The 19672-nt window shown below is 43.3% G+C and carries 21 protein-coding genes; 10 read left to right on the plus strand and 11 right to left on the minus strand.

Going from position 1 to position 19672, the window contains the following annotated elements:
- Positions 1 to 1353: 1353 nt before the first annotated feature.
- Positions 1354 to 1623, plus strand: coding sequence for a hypothetical protein (locus F6K52_RS14770; RefSeq protein WP_293078796.1), 270 nt, complete (start codon positions 1354 to 1356; stop codon positions 1621 to 1623).
- 49 nt (positions 1624 to 1672) lie between these two features.
- Here the strand turns inward: F6K52_RS14770 and F6K52_RS14775 are convergent, their stop codons facing one another.
- Positions 1673 to 1831 carry a hypothetical protein gene (locus tag F6K52_RS14775; protein WP_293078798.1) on the minus strand — a complete coding sequence of 53 codons (159 nt, stop codon included), beginning with the start codon at positions 1829 to 1831 and terminating at the stop codon, positions 1673 to 1675.
- A gap of 256 nt (positions 1832 to 2087) precedes the next feature.
- Entirely contained in the window at positions 2088 to 2342 is a 255-nt protein-coding gene (locus tag F6K52_RS14780) for a hypothetical protein (RefSeq protein WP_293078800.1), read from the minus strand.
- A 683-nt stretch (positions 2343 to 3025) separates the two neighbouring features.
- Between F6K52_RS14780 and F6K52_RS14785 the strand changes: the two genes are divergently transcribed.
- Together F6K52_RS14785 and F6K52_RS14790 are read left to right on the plus strand one after the other, a co-directional pair.
- Complete coding sequence (locus F6K52_RS14785; RefSeq protein WP_293078802.1) at positions 3026 to 3247, plus strand: hypothetical protein; 222 nt, start codon at positions 3026 to 3028, stop codon at positions 3245 to 3247.
- A 308-nt stretch (positions 3248 to 3555) separates the two neighbouring features.
- Positions 3556 to 3810: a hypothetical protein gene (locus F6K52_RS14790; protein ID WP_293078804.1), complete on the plus strand. Its 255-nt coding sequence runs from the start codon at positions 3556 to 3558 to the stop codon at positions 3808 to 3810.
- Between the two features lie 622 nt (positions 3811 to 4432).
- Here F6K52_RS14790 and F6K52_RS14795 read toward each other — a convergent pair.
- The 5 genes from F6K52_RS14795 to F6K52_RS14815 form a co-directional block, all read right to left on the minus strand.
- Positions 4433 to 5203 (minus strand): peptidylprolyl isomerase, encoded by a 771-nt coding sequence (locus F6K52_RS14795; RefSeq protein ID WP_293078806.1) that lies wholly within the window; start codon positions 5201 to 5203, stop codon positions 4433 to 4435.
- Between the two features lie 67 nt (positions 5204 to 5270).
- Positions 5271 to 5393 (minus strand): hypothetical protein, encoded by a 123-nt coding sequence (locus F6K52_RS14800; protein ID WP_293078808.1) that lies wholly within the window; start codon positions 5391 to 5393, stop codon positions 5271 to 5273.
- A 254-nt stretch (positions 5394 to 5647) separates the two neighbouring features.
- The gene (locus F6K52_RS14805; protein WP_293078810.1) at positions 5648 to 7186 is read right to left on the minus strand and encodes an HlyD family efflux transporter periplasmic adaptor subunit; all 1539 of its coding nucleotides are present in this window, start codon (positions 7184 to 7186) and stop codon (positions 5648 to 5650) included.
- Between the two features lie 163 nt (positions 7187 to 7349).
- Positions 7350 to 10136, minus strand: a complete 2787-nt coding sequence (locus F6K52_RS14810; protein WP_293078812.1) for a peptidase domain-containing ABC transporter — start codon at positions 10134 to 10136, stop codon at positions 7350 to 7352.
- The gene (locus F6K52_RS14815; RefSeq protein ID WP_293078815.1) at positions 10129 to 10773 is read right to left on the minus strand and encodes a helix-turn-helix domain-containing protein; all 645 of its coding nucleotides are present in this window, start codon (positions 10771 to 10773) and stop codon (positions 10129 to 10131) included. The genes F6K52_RS14810 and F6K52_RS14815 overlap by 8 nt, the downstream gene beginning before the upstream one ends.
- A 671-nt stretch (positions 10774 to 11444) precedes the next feature.
- Here F6K52_RS14815 and F6K52_RS14820 point away from each other — a divergent pair.
- The 3 genes from F6K52_RS14820 (at position 11445) to cbiM (ending at position 13710) form a co-directional block, all read left to right on the plus strand.
- The gene (locus F6K52_RS14820) at positions 11445 to 12254 is read left to right on the plus strand and encodes a DUF4382 domain-containing protein (protein ID WP_293078817.1); all 810 of its coding nucleotides are present in this window, start codon (positions 11445 to 11447) and stop codon (positions 12252 to 12254) included.
- A 285-nt stretch (positions 12255 to 12539) separates the two neighbouring features.
- On the plus strand, positions 12540 to 13034 hold the full coding sequence (locus F6K52_RS14825) for a carboxypeptidase-like regulatory domain-containing protein (protein WP_293078819.1): 495 nt from the start codon (positions 12540 to 12542) through the stop codon (positions 13032 to 13034).
- Positions 13021 to 13710, plus strand: a complete 690-nt coding sequence (gene cbiM, locus F6K52_RS14830; protein ID WP_293078821.1) for a cobalt transporter CbiM — start codon at positions 13021 to 13023, stop codon at positions 13708 to 13710. Before F6K52_RS14825 ends, cbiM begins: the two co-directional genes overlap by 14 nt.
- A 75-nt stretch (positions 13711 to 13785) precedes the next feature.
- On the opposite strand, the gene psaK is transcribed toward cbiM, so the two are convergent.
- On the minus strand, positions 13786 to 14076 hold the full coding sequence (psaK, locus tag F6K52_RS14835; protein WP_293078837.1) for a photosystem I reaction center subunit PsaK: 291 nt from the start codon (positions 14074 to 14076) through the stop codon (positions 13786 to 13788).
- A 170-nt stretch (positions 14077 to 14246) separates the two neighbouring features.
- On the opposite strand from psaK, the gene F6K52_RS14840 reads away from it, so the two are divergent.
- Both F6K52_RS14840 and F6K52_RS14845 read left to right on the plus strand, forming a co-directional pair.
- The gene (locus tag F6K52_RS14840) at positions 14247 to 14573 is read left to right on the plus strand and encodes a TMEM165/GDT1 family protein (protein WP_293078823.1); all 327 of its coding nucleotides are present in this window, start codon (positions 14247 to 14249) and stop codon (positions 14571 to 14573) included.
- A gap of 21 nt (positions 14574 to 14594) precedes the next feature.
- Positions 14595 to 14882, plus strand: coding sequence for a TMEM165/GDT1 family protein (locus F6K52_RS14845; protein ID WP_293078825.1), 288 nt, complete (start codon positions 14595 to 14597; stop codon positions 14880 to 14882).
- Positions 14883 to 14987: 105 nt separating this feature from the next.
- Here F6K52_RS14845 and F6K52_RS14850 read toward each other — a convergent pair whose 3' ends face one another.
- Positions 14988 to 15503, minus strand: a complete 516-nt coding sequence (locus tag F6K52_RS14850) for a DUF4149 domain-containing protein (protein WP_293078827.1) — start codon at positions 15501 to 15503, stop codon at positions 14988 to 14990.
- A 143-nt stretch (positions 15504 to 15646) separates the two neighbouring features.
- A complete protein-coding gene (locus tag F6K52_RS14855; protein WP_293078829.1) occupies positions 15647 to 16849 on the minus strand; it encodes a 1-acyl-sn-glycerol-3-phosphate acyltransferase in 1203 nt (400 codons plus the stop codon).
- A gap of 251 nt (positions 16850 to 17100) precedes the next feature.
- On the opposite strand from F6K52_RS14855, the gene F6K52_RS14860 reads away from it, so the two are divergent.
- Together F6K52_RS14860 and F6K52_RS14865 are read left to right on the plus strand one after the other, a co-directional pair.
- Positions 17101 to 17766 carry a DUF2808 domain-containing protein gene (locus F6K52_RS14860; protein WP_293078831.1) on the plus strand — a complete coding sequence of 222 codons (666 nt, stop codon included), beginning with the start codon at positions 17101 to 17103 and terminating at the stop codon, positions 17764 to 17766.
- A 149-nt stretch (positions 17767 to 17915) separates the two neighbouring features.
- On the plus strand, positions 17916 to 18713 hold the full coding sequence (locus tag F6K52_RS14865) for a PhzF family phenazine biosynthesis protein (RefSeq protein ID WP_293078833.1): 798 nt from the start codon (positions 17916 to 17918) through the stop codon (positions 18711 to 18713).
- A 239-nt stretch (positions 18714 to 18952) separates the two neighbouring features.
- Here F6K52_RS14865 and F6K52_RS14870 read toward each other — a convergent pair.
- Positions 18953 to 19672: quinone-dependent dihydroorotate dehydrogenase (locus F6K52_RS14870; protein WP_293078835.1), on the minus strand; the 720-nt coding region annotated here is incomplete at its 5' end.

Genomic DNA, 19672 nt, shown 5'->3' on the forward strand with positions numbered 1-19672 from the left:
GACAAGAGGCAAGAGGCAAGAGGCAAGAGGCAAGAGGCAAGAGGGAAAACAATTCTGTGTACCTGAGGTGCGACCCGTGGCGAATTTAATTCTTAATGGTAAGAGCGCACCTCAAAGGGAATCAACGTCAAAGAATACTGTACCTCATGAGTCCTAGAAACGCTATATAGCGTTTCTCATAGCTATCAAGTACACATTATTTTCTCTCTCTTCCCTCTTCCCTGCTCCCTGCTCCCTGCTGCCTAAAACCTAAAACCTAAAACCTAAAAATTTGTACCTCATGGGTATAAGACTTGCTATATATCCTTCTATATTATAACCTCTACTCTTACAATCTTTGAACATTCATTCTATTCCAGATCGGGCTTTATAAGCAGAGATAATTTCTTTAAAACTGGGTGCATCTAATTTTTGCAATTAGAGAAAAATTATAAGAAAATTCCTACACTACCCACACTTGCCACACTTGCCACACTTGCCATCTTTTTAACAAATATCAGATGCACCCAAGTCAGTCTCGCCACGGTGCATCTTTTTTTAGTACCGAGAGAATTCTATTGATCACTATGAGGTGGCCTTGGTTTGGCTTACCTGCCTGTATGACGTTTTTGTGGTTTTAGTAAGCAATACAGAGGTGCCACCCGTGGCGAATTTAATTCGACGACTGTAAGCGCACCTATTAGTTATGCAAACCGCCCTATAGCGTTTATTCCATGTATGAGGTACAGTTATAAACTTCAAATTTTACGTTTTGAAGGGTAATTTAGGGGTATCCATTTGTACCTCATGGGAAAGATAATTGCTAAAATCAATCATTCATACTTCATAATTTATCTTTCATAATTTATATTTTATCACTCATCCTTCATAATTTATCCTTCATAATTCATCTTTCATTATTCATCCTTTAGAGTTTTTAGTTAACTCTTCGTGATTTATGGGTAATTAATATTTTTTTATTCATAATTTATTCTGGCTTTATATTCAAAAAAAGATTCGTTAAAGGCTTGCTTTTTTTTACGGAATCGATTATTCTGATTAACAGAGAACGAAAAAAAGAAATAGGTGGCAACGTTAATCCTGCCCCCATCGATCAAATAGCTATTTTTGGGTTATTCAGGCTACCCTTACTTATATAAGTTTGTGGTTGCCAGGTTAAACAAGGTGGTTAACACTCCCTAGGATCTTGGGTTATCCCAAAACTCAATTGTAGGTATGGGTAACTCCAACTAGGAGCCTATAACGTTAATTATACTTGAATTAATCTCAAGGATTCTATTAGGTCGAGTGTAAAAAAATCGTTCCCAAGTAAACCAATTCTTCGTAAACCAATTTTCCAGGAGATTTCCTACAATGGTATCTATAGCAATTAATGATATTAAGGTATCCGAAAGCTTTTTAACTGAGTTCAACTATACAGATTTGGCGATGAACCAAATCCACGGTGGTATGAACGACTGCCCAGACACAACAACCACCACCACTACACCAACCACCACAACACCAACCACCACAACACCAACCACCTCCACGGTGGTTGTTGCCCCGCCTCGTCGGCGCCGTTTATTCGGAGCTTTTTTACTTGGTGCTGTCTTAGAGAGCCGGTTCAATTTTATTATATAGTAAGCATTCAGCGGTCAGCAATGTCTGACGACCGAATATCAGTGCCATACTATGAGTGTTTGTTAAAAACACTACCTACCTCATAAACGCACTGAATAAATAGTTTATAAAAACTACTCCCCCCAATCTTATTAAGGGGGGAATTTCTTTGGTTTTTCATGTTTTGATGCAGTCGCTCATGGGGGGAACCCCCAAGACCGCGCTGCATCGCTATCATGCCTTAAAAAAAAATCGGTCAAGTTTTGGTTAACGCCAATCCTTGACCGATTTTTTTATTGCAATTTTCAACCCTTCGCAGCTTAGCTGCACCTCAAGCCACTAGTGAAACTAGCGAATCATGTTAGTTGTGCTCTACTTAGGCGGTCAATTATCAAAATCCACAACACACTACATTATCCTTGATACTTGAGGTTTTGTTTTAGCCAGAGATTATTATCCCTGGCAAATTACTATCTTAATTTAGCTTAATTTAGCAGCACATATCGAATCAAGACACTGATCACCTCTCCAGGATTTTCAGTAGGTTGAGCTGTGCTCCAATCATTGACCTGGGCGTAACCAAGGGCATACAGCGTCGAAATTGTGTTCCGAACAGCTTGGGGAGAACCAATTAAGATATGTTTGATTTGTTCCCGTCGTCCCTGTCCCTCATCAGAGAGGTTAGGCACACTAGGCTGGTTGGGATTATCACCAGGGTTGGGGAGGAAGTTTTGAGCCATAATGATTCGTTTCCTTTTGCTGAAAATTGCAATACATTGATGATTTTATACTTTGACGACTTTAATATCAATTAAATTTGTCAAGAGTTTAAATAACTTAATAGTTTAATTTTTAACAAAATTTTAATTACTAATAAATTAGGGAGTCGGGAATCGGGACTCGGGACTCGGGAGTCGGGAATTGGGGTGGGGAAAATCGACGGCGTTGCGTCAGTCAAGTAATGAATATGAGTAGAGTGGGCATCCTGCCCGCGCAAAAATCTATAGTGGGCATCCTGCCCGCGCGAAAATCTATAGTGGGCATCCTGCCCGCGCAAAAATCTATAGTGGGCATCCTGCCCGCGCGAAAATAAGCATGAAACTGGCAACATGCCCATTCCACCAACATCCCCATTCCACCAACATCCCCATTCCACAGATGCGACCTAAGGCCGCGAGGGATTGCTCGCGGCCTTGGAGGCACTTACCTAAACACTCTTAAAATCATTGCATTATTAAGCAACGCCAAATCGACTGTACTATTTGAGGATCACAAAAGCTTCCGCGCTTATGCGATTAGCCCGAAGGGCGTTGGCTAGCGATCGCCTTTGGCGCGGCTTTGCCGATCGCATCTATCAAACCGTCCGGAGTAACCTTGCATCCCTTCCAGTCAGACCACACCCGGTCACCCCAGACTCATATCTTTGTTAAAAACCTACTCCTGTAAGATCTCTCCATCTCCCCATCTCCCCATCTCCCCATCTTCTCATCTTCCCATACTACTCTGTACTCCCGACTCCCGACTCCGTATTCCCTGTTCCCTATTCCCGACTCCCGACTCCCGACTCCGTATTCCCTGTTCCCTATTCCCTGCTCCCTGCTCCCTACTCCCTGCTCCCTGCTCCCTAAAAACCACCATACTTTAGACGTCATGCTTTTTCTTTCTAAGCTAATAAAATAACAAAAGAAAAAATAGCAATAATTATGTCCTTATTCTAATGAAATGGCTATTAACTTTATCGAATGATAATCCTGTTTTTTATAAAGGCTTTAAATCCCATAAAAAAGACTATTAAGCAATGAATAATCCCGAAAAGACACAAGGCATTTTTAATGTCCCTAAGGCTTTAAAAATCCCCTTGCCTACCCAAAAAATAACGCCTAGTATGTAAGTGTGATGAGGAAATAACCAACTCACACCAACTAAAAGCAAATTCTAGGAGATTTACTAACTATGATTACTATTTCTGATCTCAATGTTTCTCAGGAAAGCTACTTAACTGAACTGCAAGATGCTGAAATGATTGGTGACATCGTGGGCGGCTTTTTCGGTTTAGGTGTTTTCACTGCCGCTCCCAGGCTAAGGGTAGATGTGGTACCAAGTACAACAGCAGGTACACCCCCAACTATAACTGCCTCATTCCGGATTGGCACACTTACCTTATTCGGTCGCCTGGCCGCAGAATTCACTGCAAATCTCCTACCTTAGTGACCTATTCCAGGTGAACTGAGACTACTAGGCTCCCTAAAACGTCTGGTAGAAATTAAGAGTGAACCACTTTACGGTGGGAGTTTCAGACTAATTTTAAGCAGAGGTCTGTAGCTGGGGGGATAAGATGATAGCTAGGAAGCTAATAGGATAAGCACCCTAGCTATCAGCCCCTTTTTATATAGCAAGTCTCATAGCTATCAAGTACACAATTTCTGAATTTTAGTGAACAGCGGATATTGGAATAGGGAATAGGGAGACTAAAAAATAGCTACAAGAAGGAAGCTATTTTTTTTGACTGATTATATTAACATGATATAGCGTTTATTGAATTTATGAGGTACAGTTCTAAACCTCAAAGTCCCCCTTGATAAGGCAGGGCTGTTTCATTTTCCCCGAATAAATTGTCAATTCAATCGGGTGAAAGGGAGCTGGGGTGCTGGGGAGAAGGTATTTTTATTAATAAAAATTCTCTGACGGTGCCCTTGACCCATTAAGAATTAGATTCGCCACGGGTCGGACCGCTATCTCCCCACCTCCCTATCTCCCCACCTCCCTACCAATCACGTTTTAGTCAGACGCAAGAAACAGCCCTGCCATAGCGATCCGGGTTGAAGGTCTGCTACTCAGTCTGCGCAATTCTATCCAACTCACCTTCTCCAACGTCTATCGTCACCTCCTCCATTGTTATCTTCGACTGCAACCACTGGTCAAACAACTCTGACATTATTTGAGTCCGCAACCCTTGATCTAACTTAGGTTGAATAATCTCTTCCACATAAACCAACATCATGACATCACTGACCAAAATCGGTTTCAGTAACTGCGGGGGAGTCGCCGCAAACACAGCAGCGGACACTTCCGGTTTGATAGTCTTGCGCTGCACAATTCCTCGATAGCCCCCAGTGCGCCGTAACTCCTTATCCTGAATGTATTGACGAGCCACATCAAAAAAACTCATTTCCCCTTCCTGGATAGCGTAGTAGAGTTCCATGGCCAAATCCTCATCATCTATGGGCACTTCATACATCACCACCCCGGCATAATCTAACTGGTTTTCATAGAAATAGGGTTCTACTTTATCCCCAAACAGATGCTCCGCCAACTTTCCCGATAGCAAACTGTAGCGAATCATTTCCTGATAATCCTCCAAAGACAAGCCATGGTAGCGCAGCCACTCCCAAGTCTGATCCGAACTCTGGAGGTTATTCAAAATCCGGTAGTTATCCGCCGCCTTCTGCAATTCCTCTTCCGTTGTCTCAATTCCGAAATTTTCCACCGCCAACATGATAATTTTCTGTTTGAGAATCTCTGCCAGCAGTGGGGGCATTTGACAGGATAGTTTGAGTTGATTAATCAAATCGGTTTGGGTAATTGTAATAGCTTGAGACATAATTTCCTCCATAATTAGTAATTAGTAATTAGTAATTGAGTGAATAAATAGTCGGACAAAAGTAAAATTAACAGTTGAAATACGGAACAGGGAGCAGGGAGCAGGGAGCAGGGAGCAGGGAGCAGGGAGCAGGGAGCAGGGAGCAGGGAAGTCGGAAGTGGGAAGTGGAAAAAAATAATGTGTACCTCATAGCTATGATAAACACTATAAATAGTCGGACAAAAGTAAAATTAACGGTTGAAATAGGGAGCAGCGATACAGCGCTTGAGAGTTTTTCCCCCCAGAATTGGGGGGCTAGGGGGGCGAAACCATACTGAGAATCAGCAACGCCCTTTGAGTATGGCTCCCCCCTTTTTTAAGGCCCTCGGGCTCCAAACTCCCCAAACTCCCCACACTTCCCACACTTCTCACACTTTGATTATGGGTATTCAACCAGACTTAATATCAGAGTTTTATCCCCCCCTTCTGCAATTGCTTAAACGGATCAAGAATAAAATCAATAACCCGACGCCGTCTAACAATCACTTCAGCAGATGCAGTATCTCCCGGACGCAAAGGAATACACTCATTCCCTGAGGAAACACAATCCTTGTTCAGGGAAATTTTTAAGTTATATACTGCTATCGGACCCTGAGCCGTATCCACTTCTTCAGTAGTGGGAGAAATGCTATGAATTTGCCCTTCTAGCACCCCATAATCTTGATAGGGATAAGCATCAAACTTTAACTTTACTGGTAGCCCAGTTTTTAAGGAACCACTTTCCGATGTTGTCATCTGAGCTTTGAGAATTAAAGAAGAATTCTCTGGGGCAATTTCCGCCATCATCATTCCTGGCTGCACCACTGAACCGGCACCAGAAATCGGTAAATCAAAGACTGTCCCATTGACGGGAGATTTGATCACCCGTTGAGACAACTGAAACTTTAACCCCTCTATCTGACTTTTATTCTGAGCAATATCAGCTTCTAGTCTAGAAATTTCTGACTCCATATTTTTTAAATTTTCTTCAGAGCGCAGTAGAGCTAATTTCCCGGACTTGAGTAAACTCTGATAACTTTTGTTTTGCTCCTGTAGACGCAACTGCGCCTGTTCAATCTCTGCTTCGGTTTCGCGCAACGTGCGCTCATAAGTACTCTCTTGCTCCGTTAACCGTAACTTGGCTTGCTCGAGATCTGATCGGGTTTGTTGATACAACCGTTGCCTCTCGTGAGCCAAATCTTCCCGGTCTACTAACTGAATTTCTGAAACAATACCTTCATTAAATGCATCTCGAAACCGCTCCACCTCCCGCTTAGCATTTTCCACCCGATTCCCCATTAAATTATAGGCTGTTTTACTATGATTTAGCAATTGTCTCGCCTGATTTAACTGGGCTAATTGTTCAGATTTTTGTAAATTATAGGATTTTTTAACGGCTGCTAAGGTTTGTCGCACTTGTTCAACCTGAGCCAACTTCTCTAATTCCTGGTCTTGATTTTGTTGCTCCTGAGTTTGAAGGGCGATCGCTAACTGATTTTTCAGCAATTTTAACTGATTAAGCTGATTTTGTTGACCTTCCAATCGCTTCAGATACTGCTGGATTTCAGTTTGGACTAAATCCGATTCTAGTTCAACTAAATTCTGGCCAGTTTCGACAGATTCTCCTTCCTTAACATAAAGTTTAGCTACAGTGCCTACCACCGGTGCATCTAAGCGAATCGTCTTATCTTGGGGTTCTAGTCTTCCCCTCGCACTCCCGGTTTCATCGATTTTAAATAAAATTGCCCAAGGAATAAGGACACTGATAAATATTACCAATACATACAACAATCCTCTAGTCCAAGCTTGGGGTAGACTATCCAGAAGTTCTTTGGTAGCAAAAGACCAATATTCACTGGAATCATCGTTATTAAAATCCTCTACGTTAGGAGACATTAAATCCTGATCAATTTTTTTAGCATCTTGGAGTTTAGTCCCAGTTCGTCCATTTGATGAGTTGGTCATTTTGGTTTATTATTTGTCATTGTTGATCTATAGCGTTTATAGGATTTATGAGGTACGGTTATCAACCTCAAAGTCCCCCTTGTCAAGGGGGATTTAGGGGGATCCCTTTGTACTTCATGGTATAGATAATTGCTATATAGCAAAGAGAGCAGGAAGTATGGAATTACTGGGCTACGGTGAGCTGTTGTTGGTTTAGGTAATAAAAATGTCCGCGCTTTTCAATTAATTCCTGATGAGTTCCACTCTCAATTAATACTCCTCTATCCATCACTAAAATTAAATCTGCATTGCGAATTGTTGACAAACGATGAGCAATTACTAATGTCGTCCGTCCCTTTAAAATTGTATTTAAGTTTCGCTGAATAATTCGTTCTGATTCTGGATCTAAATGAGAGGTAGCTTCATCTAAAACCAACAATTTGGGATTCCCCATCAGTGCTCGTGCGATCGCAATTCGTTGTCGTTGTCCCCCGGACAACATTCCTCCCCCTTCCCCAATCTGAGTGTCATAGCCCATAGGCAATAGTTGAATAAACTCGTGGGCTCCTGCTAATTGGGCCGCTTTCATCACCTGCTCCAAACCAGCGGAAGGATGACAGAGGCTAATATTTTCCTGGATAGTTCCCCCAAACAGGAAGGTATCTTGGTCTACTACTCCCATTTGCGATCGCAACGACTCTATCGTTATGGTCGTAATATCCAATCCATCAATCAAAACTTTACCATCGGTAGCAGGATAAAACCCCAACACTAACTTAGAAATCGTGGTTTTCCCGGAACCACTACGTCCTACTAGGGCTACCATTTGCCCAGGTTTAACCTCAAAACTGAGATTTTCCAGCACATTGTTATCACTGTCATCGTGATAGCGAAAAGTGACATTCTCAAACTGAATATGACCTTGGAGTTGACCTAACTTTGCCTTCTCTTGCTGCTGTAAATTCTCCTCTGGTTCGGAATCCAGGACATCATTAATCCGTTCCACAGCAATTAACACTTCCTGCAACTGATTCCATACTACGCTTAGGCGTTGGAACGGAGAGATAAATTGCCCTAGGACCATATTGAAAGCTACCAACTGTCCAATGGTTAACTGGTCTTGAATCACCAAAAATGCCCCATACCACAGCAAACCAGTACTCGTAATGGCTTCTAGGGTACCACTCACCATTTGTAGCTGAGTATTAAACACATGCCCAGAAAACTCAATCTTAATGGCTTTATTCAGCAACTCTTCCCAATTCCAGCGCACGTTCTGTTCTACCGCCGAAGCTTTTACGGTCCTTACTCCAGACAGAGCTTCAATCAAATAACTATTTTGCTTAGTCGTGGCATAGAAAATTTCCCGAGAAATTCGTCGTAAAAAGGGTGCGCTGACCAATGCCAAGATGGAAAAAGGTGGTACGATTACTAGCGCTAGCAGTGCCATCCGCCAGTTGTACCAAAACATCATTCCCCCATAGATAAAGACAGTGAGCAAATCCAGAACAATCGACAAGGTCTCACCGGTCATAAATTCTTCAATCTTCCGGTTTTCCTGCACCCGTGATACGATATCTCCCACATAACGGGATTCAAAGAAATTCAAGGGCAATCGGAAAACATGGCGAATAAACCCCACTATCAGCGCCACATCAATTTTTTTAGCCGTGTGAATCAGCAGATACTGCCGCAACCCTGTCATCGCCACTCGGAACAAGCTAAACAACACTAATCCCAGTACTACTGTTGTTAAGGTTATCTGTGAGCGCTGCACCACCACTCGGTCTAGAATCAACTGGGTGAAGATAGGGCTAATCAATCCAAACAGCTGGAGAAATATTGACGCGATGAAAATTTCCAGCAGCATCAGCCAATGAGGCTTAATTAACTCAAAGAACTGCCAGACAGATGTAGACGACGCCTTAGTATCCTTAAACTTTAGGGTCGGTTGCAGTAGCAGGGCATAACCGCTCCAATCCTGATTAAACTGCCGATGGGTGAGGGTGCGTTGCCCACGAGCTGGGTCACACACTACCACATTGGTTTTAGTAATCTCATAGACAACAATAAAATGTTTCCCCTCCCAGTGAACAATTGCTGGTAATTTCTGCTTCGCCAACTGATCCAAAGTAGCTTGCACTGGACGAGTGGAAAAGCCAACACTTTCCGCAGCAAAGCACAGTCTTCGCAGGGATGATCCATCCCGGTTGACATTGGCCAAATTCCGCAAGCGATTTAAACTAAACTGCTTGCCCCAGTAGCGAGACACCATCACCAAACAGGCTGGACCACAATCGCTAGCATTCTGTTGAGCATAAAATGGATAGCGCTTAGTCACCCGTTGAAACCAATGTCCCACACGCTGAGTGGGATGGGGGAAAAAAGCTTTCTTGATTTTTTTCTCGGACTTGGTTTTTTGAGGGGGTCCAGAGGTGAGGGAAGTGGCAGGAGTGGGGGAGTGAACTGAGGCAGGATTTTGGGTTTCCGTAGCGGGTTTTTCAGAGGATCCCATTTGGCACTGGGAGTCTCGCAATCGTGCCTGATTCCACAAATGGTCTCGGATTTGGGGATACCGATCCATCAGAGCCAACACCAAGTCCCCTGGTAGAAAGCACAGCTTCACATTCACTGAAGCTCTAGCCAAATAAGGCTCCAAGTCAACCTCTGGAAACAAGGTTAATTCTCCAAAAGACTCCTCAGTTTCCAAGGTAGTGATTAATTCACCTGCCCCATCCAGTAGTCTTACCTTACCAGCAATAATGATATAGATCCCAGGATTAGTATTGGAATTACTATTGGCATTACTCTTGGGATTGCTATTTCCTGAGTGCCAAAACTTGCCCACCTTAGGCTCTTTGAATTCACATCCTTTTAGGACGCGCTGGAATTCTGATGGAGACAGAGAATATCCCAGAGTCTTGCTCAATTGTTGAGGAGAAATCATGGGAGCAGATGAACTTTTAACCATTGGTACTCAAGCTTATTCTATTTGTGTAAGAGACCATCATCGGTGAAGAATCAGGGAGCACAGCTGATTGCAAGTCATGAATCATAATGCTAACCCCAGTCATCCTATTTTCAGTCGTCTTTGACTGAGCCTTAGTGGATTTTCTCGGTCGAGTGGACAATCCCATCTTTTTGAGCAACCGATTCACATGGCGAGGGGTAATTTCAACCCCCAATTCCTTAGCCAAGTGCTGACTCAACCAATGAGCTGTCCAGCGTCGAAATGAATAGCCACAGTCTCTAGGACTCTGTTTTACCAGTTCCTGCAACCGTTCAAGATATTGCTCATTAACCGCCTTAGGGCGACCAATGGGATTATCCTGCCAATTGAGTGCTTGACCCGTGCGAGCCATCAGCATCCAATGCCTAGCTGTCGCTGGGCAACAGCCCAAGGCTTGCCCAATTTCAGCTTGAGATTTTCCCTGATCCGCCAGCAACATAATTTGAATACGCTGACGGTATTTTTCTGATAAATCTAATTCCAAACTTTTTTGCAGAAGTTTTTTTTGAAATGGGGTTAAATATCTCCCTGTAGTACTACTTGAAACCTTTTGCTCCTCTCGTAATTTATTTGGGAATTTATTTCCTAACATAGCCATAACTAATCGGTCTGCTGATTATCGCTTTATTCTCAAGGTTACTCGCTGATAGTTTCCTAAACAAACCTTATATTTTTGAGCAAAAAACTAAACATATTGATAATTTAACCTGGAGTTAATTGCTTTGCATACAGGTTGTTTAGCTAAGTAGTTACTCTACATAATTAGTCTACATAATTTGCTTGTCAGGGTTAGATATCATGAAGAATTAATGAACTTATCTCAACTATTTTGATTACCTTTAGATAGGCTACTTGGATCTACAAATAACAGAAAAAACCGCTATTTTTATATAAAAATCATGTTAATCTTGAGAAAGATTTTGTGAAGTTAAACTGAAAACGGCTAAAAATCAACGGATAATATTATTTTTTTTTTATAAACCTCAGCTATTTGTCTTAAAACTATCAGCTAAATTACTGAAAATAGTGATGTATCCCCGGCACGGGGGTGTGGGTCGAGAGGCGGGAGTGCGAGGAGAAAGGAAAGTCTGGGGAGAGGGGAAAGTGTGAGGAAATGGGGGAGAGAGCCGTGGGCAGATGGGGTAGAGGGGCATTGTAAATTACCCCAAAACTGAGTTTTATTAAGTTTTGTATACTAATTAAGGTACAAGGAAAAGTTGAAGCGATCGCATAATCATGATCAAAAAGGTGCAAATATGGGTCAATATAATGGTTATAGGTGTAATTTTCCTCTCAGGCTGTGGTGAAGGTAAACCCAAGAGCGAGACTAAGGCTACAGCAGGGAATGGCAAGCTGCAATTTCGGGCTAACGGTGAAGATTTTGTGCGACAGGGCTTTGTTTCCAAAGACAGTTGGCAAATATCTTTCGATCAGGTTTACATCAACCTAGCGGACATCACAGCTTACCAAGCTAACCCTCCCTATAACCCCGATACAGTAAAGGAAATCTCAGTCGAAGAGAAAATTATCCTCCCCAATCCCAAAACCATCGATTTAGCGGAAGGGGGAGAGGATGCCGAGCCAATTCTGATTGCTGAGATAGCTGATGCACCAACTGGTCATTACAATGCTCTTTCCTGGAAAATGGTCAAAGCCAAGACTGGCCAAGCAATGGATCAAAGCCTAGTGATGGGTGGTAAAGCCAAAAAGCAGGGACAAACCATTGATTTTGTGATCAAACTTGACCAAGAGATTGAATACCGCTGTGGTGAATTCGTTGGTGATCAGCGCAAAGGGATTCTAGCCAAGGATGGGGAAGCGGACATAGAAGCTACCTTCCACTTCGATCACATTTTTGGCGATAGTGATTTGACCGCTAATGACCCCCTCAATACTGGTGCGATCGGATTTGAGCCATTAGCTGCACTCGCTAAGAACGGCAAACTAGAGGTGACAATGGCTCAGCTTAAATCAGCACTCCCAGCTGGCACCTATCAGCAGCTTACTCAAGAGATTCTGCCTAACCTAGGTCATGTCGGTGAAGGTCACTGTAAATCCACGCCAATTTCCAGGTCATGAGGTACCCAACACCCTTACTCCAAACCCCAGAGTCTTCTAGGCTAGAGTCCTTATCCAGACAAGGAAAAATCAAGAGGTAGTGCTATAAAAATCAAACCTGATCAGCTCTGACCAATCGCGCTTTGCATGACTATTGAAGAGGGGGATAGTGGGGGATTTCCAGAGGGTCAGAGGGATTGAGCACTTTTCCCGTTCGCGTAGCCTGGCCAAAGGCCTTAAGTAGAAAATATGCCAATTAAATGCACGCTAGCTTAACAGTCAACACTAAACAGTCAAGAATTAAGGATGAAGTGGAAAGATTTGATGCTACTGAGCCTGGTGTCTGTCTTGAGTTGGTCAGTCAATGCTGAGGCTCACGGCACTAGGCTTGAATCTAAAACCATCGAGGCTATTGAGATTAATGCTAAGTACGACACTGGTCAACCGATGTCTAATGCCCAAGTAACTATTTATGCTCCCAATAATCCTACCACCCCTTGGCAGACAGGGACTAGTGACACCAAAGGCAGGTTTATCTTTGCTCCCGATTACGCTCAGCAGGGAAATTGGACAATTCAGGTTCGCCAAGCTGGTCACGGTGGCATGATTACTCTTACTCTTGGTGAGGAGAATTCTGCTGTAGCGGGTCAGTCATCAGCAGCAGATAACTCCCTAATGATCTCATCAACCAGTCCTAGTTACACCCCTGTTCAGAGAATGCTCATGGCAGCTGCTGGTGTTTGGGGATTTGTCGGTACAGCACTCTTTTTCTTAGGGAGGAAAACTAATGCACATTCCTGATGGTATTCTCCCTGCTTCTGTCTGTCTTGCTGGTTATGGAGCTACTGGTGGACTCACTTGGTATGCCCTACGTCAAATTGATCAACATCAAAACCCCCAGGAGGCAATTCCCAGAGCGTCCTTACTGACTGCTGCCTTTTTTGTAGCATCCTCAATTCACCTCCCCATCCCACCAACAAGTGTCCATTTCGTCCTCAATGGCTTGTTAGGGGCAATATTAGGTTATTATGCCGTTCCTGCTATTCTGATTGGTTTGTTCTTTCAAGCAGTTATGTTCCAGCATGGTGGACTCTCCACCCTCGGGATAAATGCAGCGATGATGGGGGTATCAGCAATCTTGGCTTATCACCTCTTCCAATTGCGACGGGTATTTGGTAAAGGCAATCGAATTGTTACTGCTATCTTCAGCTTCTTGGCCGGTGCTGCTGGCTTGGGAGTGGCGACCCTAATATTCTTCGTCCTAGTCATTACCAATATTCCTGCTAATTTTAATGTCGCAGCAGAACGGACAGCAATTTACGGGCTAATGGTTGCCCATATTCCCCTGATGGTGATTGAGGGGTCGTTTTCAGCGGCAGTCGTGTTATTTTTGCAGCGAGTTCAACCAGAATTGCTAGGGGAATCGGGAAGGGGAACCAAGTACGATATCAAATACGATATCAAAAGTCAAAAATGATTTTCGACTAATTGGGGCTTCTCCCACTGCCCCCTCTCCCCTCTCTTCCCCTGGAGCTAAGTGTTTTGTCAGAGCTTAGAGAACACCACTAGTGGCTAGACCTAAGATGACACCAGCCCCTAGAATGTGACCGAGGCTAGTAGTTGCCAACAGTTCAGGGATACCAAAATTGGCAAACAGTCCAGAGGCACCAGGTAAAGCTGGGCCTTGACCGGGGTTTTTGATGGCAAAGCGACCAACAGTAATCGCAAACAGATTACACAAAATCATTACTATCGCCACTGTGGGACTCCACTCTGGGGTCACCGGAACAGAGGTTTCCACAGCAGCTAAGAAAATTGAGTTAATCAATGCAGTTTCTCCCATATTGATGGATTGATCAGCAATCAAAGCAATCATAAGAATTTTCGGGGAGAAAAATCTCAACTTGTTTTAAGAATTTACAATTTGAGAGCGATCAAAGCCTCAGAATTTATGTAAAGTTATGCAAATTTTGGTAAATTGTATAAAGTACCTATATCTTGAGCAGTTTTCCAGTGACTCAATCTGACCAGAGTCAGCCAGTAAAAGCAAATCAGATGGCTGTATGGGGAATCTTTAGTTCAACCTTCCTAACCATCTTTCTAGCCGAGATGGGAGACAAGACCCAACTAGCAACACTACTAATCACTGCCGAATCCCAGTCTCCATGGATTGTGTTTGTTGGTGCTGCCGCAGCACTGATATCTACTAGTTTGGTAGGTGTACTTATTGGTCATTGGCTGGCTAAGCGCTTGTCCCCTGAGATGATGGATACGGCTGCCGGAACACTTTTACTGTTTATATCAGTTATGCTTATGTGGGACGCAATCAAACTGAATTAGTGATGAATTAGTGATTATAAGATGGATTGGCAATTACTAGGACTAAGTTTCCTAACTGTATTTTTAGCTGAAATTGGAGACAAAAGCCAATTTGCAGCGATCGCACTCAGTGGTAGTCTCAATTCCCCCCGTACTGTGTTTTTGGGAACTATAGCTGCACTGATACTTGCTAGCTTTCTGGGTGTAGTAGCTGGGGGAGGGGTGGCTCATCTGTTGCCTACTCGTATACTTAAAGCGATCGCAGCCATTGGCTTTGCTTTGATGGCATTACGGCTATTGTGGCCTTCAGAAAGAACGGTGGAGGATTGATCCTGTACCACCCCACCCCCCTTTCACATGATTAACCTAACAATAATGTCCACAAGATCCACAAGAATTAATTAGCCCTGGGGTTAGGGGGAGTGTGGGAGCAAGTTACGAACAGACCAATCTACGATAGTCTTGATAGCACCAGCTAAGTAGTGTAGTCCCTGCCATTAACTTGATTGCTTCTAGCAGCCAGTAGCCTTCATGCATTTGCACCATTCCTGCTGGCATACCACTCACTGGCTCTAGAAGATTCAGTTGTAGAGCCATGGCGCTCATCTGGGGTGTCATTATGTAGGTATAAATGATTGCGATCCCTACCATGAGCAGAGATAATACAATAGACCAGCGTCTGACGTAATGATAAAGATTAGAATTACCACGCAGGGCTAGGAGACTGGCTAATATTAAAGCGCCACACAAAAGCTCAACACGATTAAATGTCCAGAAGATTGAATAGCCAGCTGTAGCAAAACTAGCCTGACTCATCATGCCAGCGGCAGACATGGATGGCATGATCACAAAGTCTATAACCAAACTGCTACTGAGCCAAAACCCTAAAGCAAACATGGCAATGGTTCGCCAGCGGCTTTGCTGTGAATCCACGCCAAAAACAGCGTTCATAAAATTTCCTCTACTTTCTATCCTGCTCTTAGCTTAACCAATGGTTTTTACAAAAAGTGTGAAGTATTTTTGCAAATAAAAGTATTTTTGCAAACAAATTTTAACTTAATCGTCAGGTCAACATATGCGCCTAACACATATGTTTACGATAAATTTTCTTGAACTGTCTGTTGTAGTTGTTGGGTCAACATCTCCACTGTTCCTGCTCGGTTTTTTCTGTAGGACTCAAAATGATCTTTGATGTTTATGGGGTCTCCAATGCGGAGCATAGCTTTGCGGTGTCCTTTCACCAAAGGTCGATCAAACTTAAACACTTCCCGCTCTAGTCGAGTCAGGGTATCCAAAAAACGCTCTGGGGTAGGGGAAGCCGCAACATAACCATCGTAAATTGCATCGAAATTCAGCAGGCGGATAGTAGCTTGGTAAATTGATTCATAAGTGGTTTCATCAAACTGTTCTAACTCTTGAGCACGGGATTTTAAGACTGACTGAATTTTATACACTCGTTCTCGGCTTGGTGTCATGGTTGCCGGTGTTAGCTCTAGCTTCTGTTCACATTCACTCAACAGATGAGTTTTGAGCTTGTTAATCCGTTGGTTCCAATCCATCTGAGTGGTTTGGTCTAGAGTTGTTTGGTCTAGATTAATGTCGTATTCAGTCTCCAAGCGAAGAATGACTTGCTCAGCCACACCCCGTAAACGCCCATAGAAGTTTGGTGCGATCGCATTAATGTTCAACGCCTTCTCTAGACGGGACAGGGTCTGATCAATCACTGGCTTCATGGAATCAGTGTAGTGGTACTTCAGACTTACCGGTACTAAATAGAGATTAGGAACAGGTTCACCCTGTTTGACCATTTGGTTCATTGCCTGTAGAGGCAGTTGAATCGCTCCCGTTCGGAAGGGCATAACCGTATCATTTTGATAAGAGCAGCCACCTTCGGGGAAAATCACCAAATCACAACTCGGTTGCTTCAGTAACGTTAGGGTTTGGGCAATGCTGGCGCGATCGCCTAAACCCCGTCTAATCGAGTATGCTCCGATCAGGGGCAGAAATTTTTTGTTCCATCCCCGGAAACTCTCGTAAGCCACAACATAGTGAAAGAGTTGCCCTAACCTAGTTGATAACAGAAACAGAACTATCCCATCATCAAGGGTAGGATGATTAGGGAGATAAAGCACCCGTTCCTCTTCCAACCGAGCCAGTTTCTCTAGGTCCTTTGACTCAACCACTAACTTCAGTTGATACAAATTATCGGCGATCACATCAGAAAAGCCTTGACAGAGGCGGGTTAATAGGGGATTGAGCCTAGGTGGATAGAATTGAGGGCTTGACAAAACAGACATAGCATGTATTCCCAGAGTAGATCACAAGATCACGGAGATGGAGAGATAATAAATACTAGTTTGACTTTAAATACTTGATTGTGCCATTGTGCATTGTGAATTGTGCATTGTGTCAATCTTCCCCACCTTTGCTCCCTTCGGGATTTTCCTAACTACAGATAGATGCCATAGTTATACGGATCAATTATGCTTTGCCTACTAACCTTTGACCTTAGAATTATCTAATAACAAGAATCATCAGTAGTGTCAACATGTTAGATGGTGAAATCAAAGAAAAGACGGCCTCATATACGGTCACCTCATGCTTCCTCCCGGCTCTAAAGATATTGGGCTTTCGTGGGTCCCTTCTGTTTTCCGTAAAATTTATCAAAATTACTATAGCCTTAGTCTTATCCTTAGTAATTTTAGATACTCCCTCAACCCAAGCCGTTGAATTAGCGGATGGCAGAGTTTCATTTGAGAAATCTCCTAGGTTGTTGGATGCAGTAACTACGTTTAATCAAGCTGATGTGCGAGGAGGAACATACTATTTCACCGTGGACTTACCAGGGGATATTGGTGAACCACTACAAACATTAACCATTAATCAGCGTCAAGGAGGATATAAGATTCGATTCTATCCCGAGAAATCCTCAGCATTTGAAGGAACTTACCAAGACCGGGGTCAGCCGTTATCTCTGGGAAGCGTAACAAAAGACGACTCAAGCAAAACAATTTCAGTTACCTTCGATCCACCAGTAAACCCAGGAAAAACCATTACTGTTGGGCTTCGTCCTGTTCGCAACCCACGATTGGGAGGCGTCTATCTGTTTGGCGTTACAGCTTTCCCTCCTGGAGAGAATCCCTACGGTTTATATTTAGGTGTTGGACGTTTACAGTTCTACTCTCCCGCCGGAGACCGGTTCAATTTTAGATAACATATTCGCCAAATTATTAGGATATTAATTGTTAGTTAATTGTGTATTTTAAATTGTTAATAATAAAATTAAAATTTACAGGTTAAAATTAACACAATAAACCATTCCACAAGTCATTAACCAGACTTAATTTAACCTTTTGCCTGATTATGGGACAAACCATTATTCAAGTAGACGCTTTCACCAGTAAACCCTTTACAGGGAATCCTGCTGCTATCTGTGTTTTACCAACTGCTCAAGATGACAGCTGGATGCAAAATGTAGCGCAAGAGATGAATTTATCTGAAACCGCATTTCTAGTCAAGCAAGAGGATGGTTTCAATTTGCGTTGGTTTACACCAACAGTGGAAGTCCCCTTATGCGGTCACGCCACCCTAGCTAGCGCTCATGTTCTTTGGTCAGAGGGACATGTGTCTGTTGATCAAATGATTCGCTTCTATACCAAGAGTGGATTGCTGATTGCTCAGCGCCAGGGTGAGTGGATTCAACTAGATTTCCCGGTGATTCCCTCAGAAGTGATCAGTACTCCAGAAGGACTCAGCCAAGCCTTAGGTATACCCATCAAGTGGGTTGGCAAAAATTCCCATTGGCTTTTGGTCGAGGTCGAGTCGGAAGAGTTGGTCAAGCAGATGCAGCCCAATTTTCAACTGATGAAAACCTTACCTCTGTCTGCGGTAATTGTTACTAGTTGGGCTGACAGTGATTCAGAATACGACTTTGTTTCCCGATTCTTTGCCCCCAGATTGGGAATTGATGAAGACCCAGTTACAGGTTCTGCCCATTGTTGTCTCGCTCCCTTCTGGCGCGAACGCAATAATAAAGATGAGTTCTTAGCCTACCAAGCATCCTCTCGGGGTGGTGTCGTAAAGGTTAACTATACCGGTAGCGGACGCGTTTTTCTGAGTGGACAAGCTGTTAGTATCCTGCGCTCAGAATTGGTAATATGAATTTTTGAATTAAGAATTAAGAATTAAGAATTAAGAATTAAGAATTAAGAATTAAGAATGTAGAATTAAGAATTAAGAATGTAGAATCATAAATTCGGCCTTCTAAATTCGGCCTTCTATATTCGGCATTATGACAGACAACCTTGGCCAAAAGGCCAGGCTACGCGAACAACCTCCAACCACACCACCTTCAACCTTCAAACTTCAAACTTCACACTTCACACTTCACACTTCACACTTCAACCAGACCCAGAACCAACTGCCTCAGAAATTGAACTCATGCCTCTTTCCTCCAACTTCTGCAACAGCCCTTGCAGAATCTGCCTTACCATCCATGGACCGTTATAAATCCAACCCGTGTACACCTGAATTAGACTAGCACCTGCAGTAATCTTCTCCCAAGCATCCTCCGCCGTAAAAATGCCCCCAACCCCTATAATCGGTAACGTTCCTTGAGTTTCCTGCCAGATAAACCGAATTACCTCTGTAGAACGTTGACGCAAAGGAGCTCCACTAATCCCCCCAGCTTCTTCCGTTACCAGTTTGCCCGTTGCCGCAATCCGTTGTGTTTTCAGCAGATCCCGACGGATGGTAGTGTTAGTGGCAATAATCCCAGCTAAGCTATAGCTTTGGGCAAGCTCAAGGACATCTGCGATCGCATTCCACTCTAAATCCGGGGCAATCTTAACCAGAATCGGCTTTTGGGAAAGGTTTTGCTGTTGCAGAGCATCTAAGATCAGACTAAGTTGACTGGCATCCTGAAGCGATCGCAATCCTGGTGTATTCGGTGAACTCACATTCACCACAAAGTAATCTCCCAATTCCCTCAACAACCCAAAACTCGACCGATAGTCATCTGCTGCCTCTGGTAGAGGTGTTACTTTCGATTTACCTAGATTAATGCCAATCGGAATAGTTAAACCTGAAGCTTGGATCCGGTTTTCCCTTCTGGTAGGTTG

Source organism: Moorena sp. SIO3H5 (genome assembly GCF_010692395.1).
Lineage (GTDB): Bacteria > Cyanobacteriota > Cyanobacteriia > Cyanobacteriales > Coleofasciculaceae > Moorena.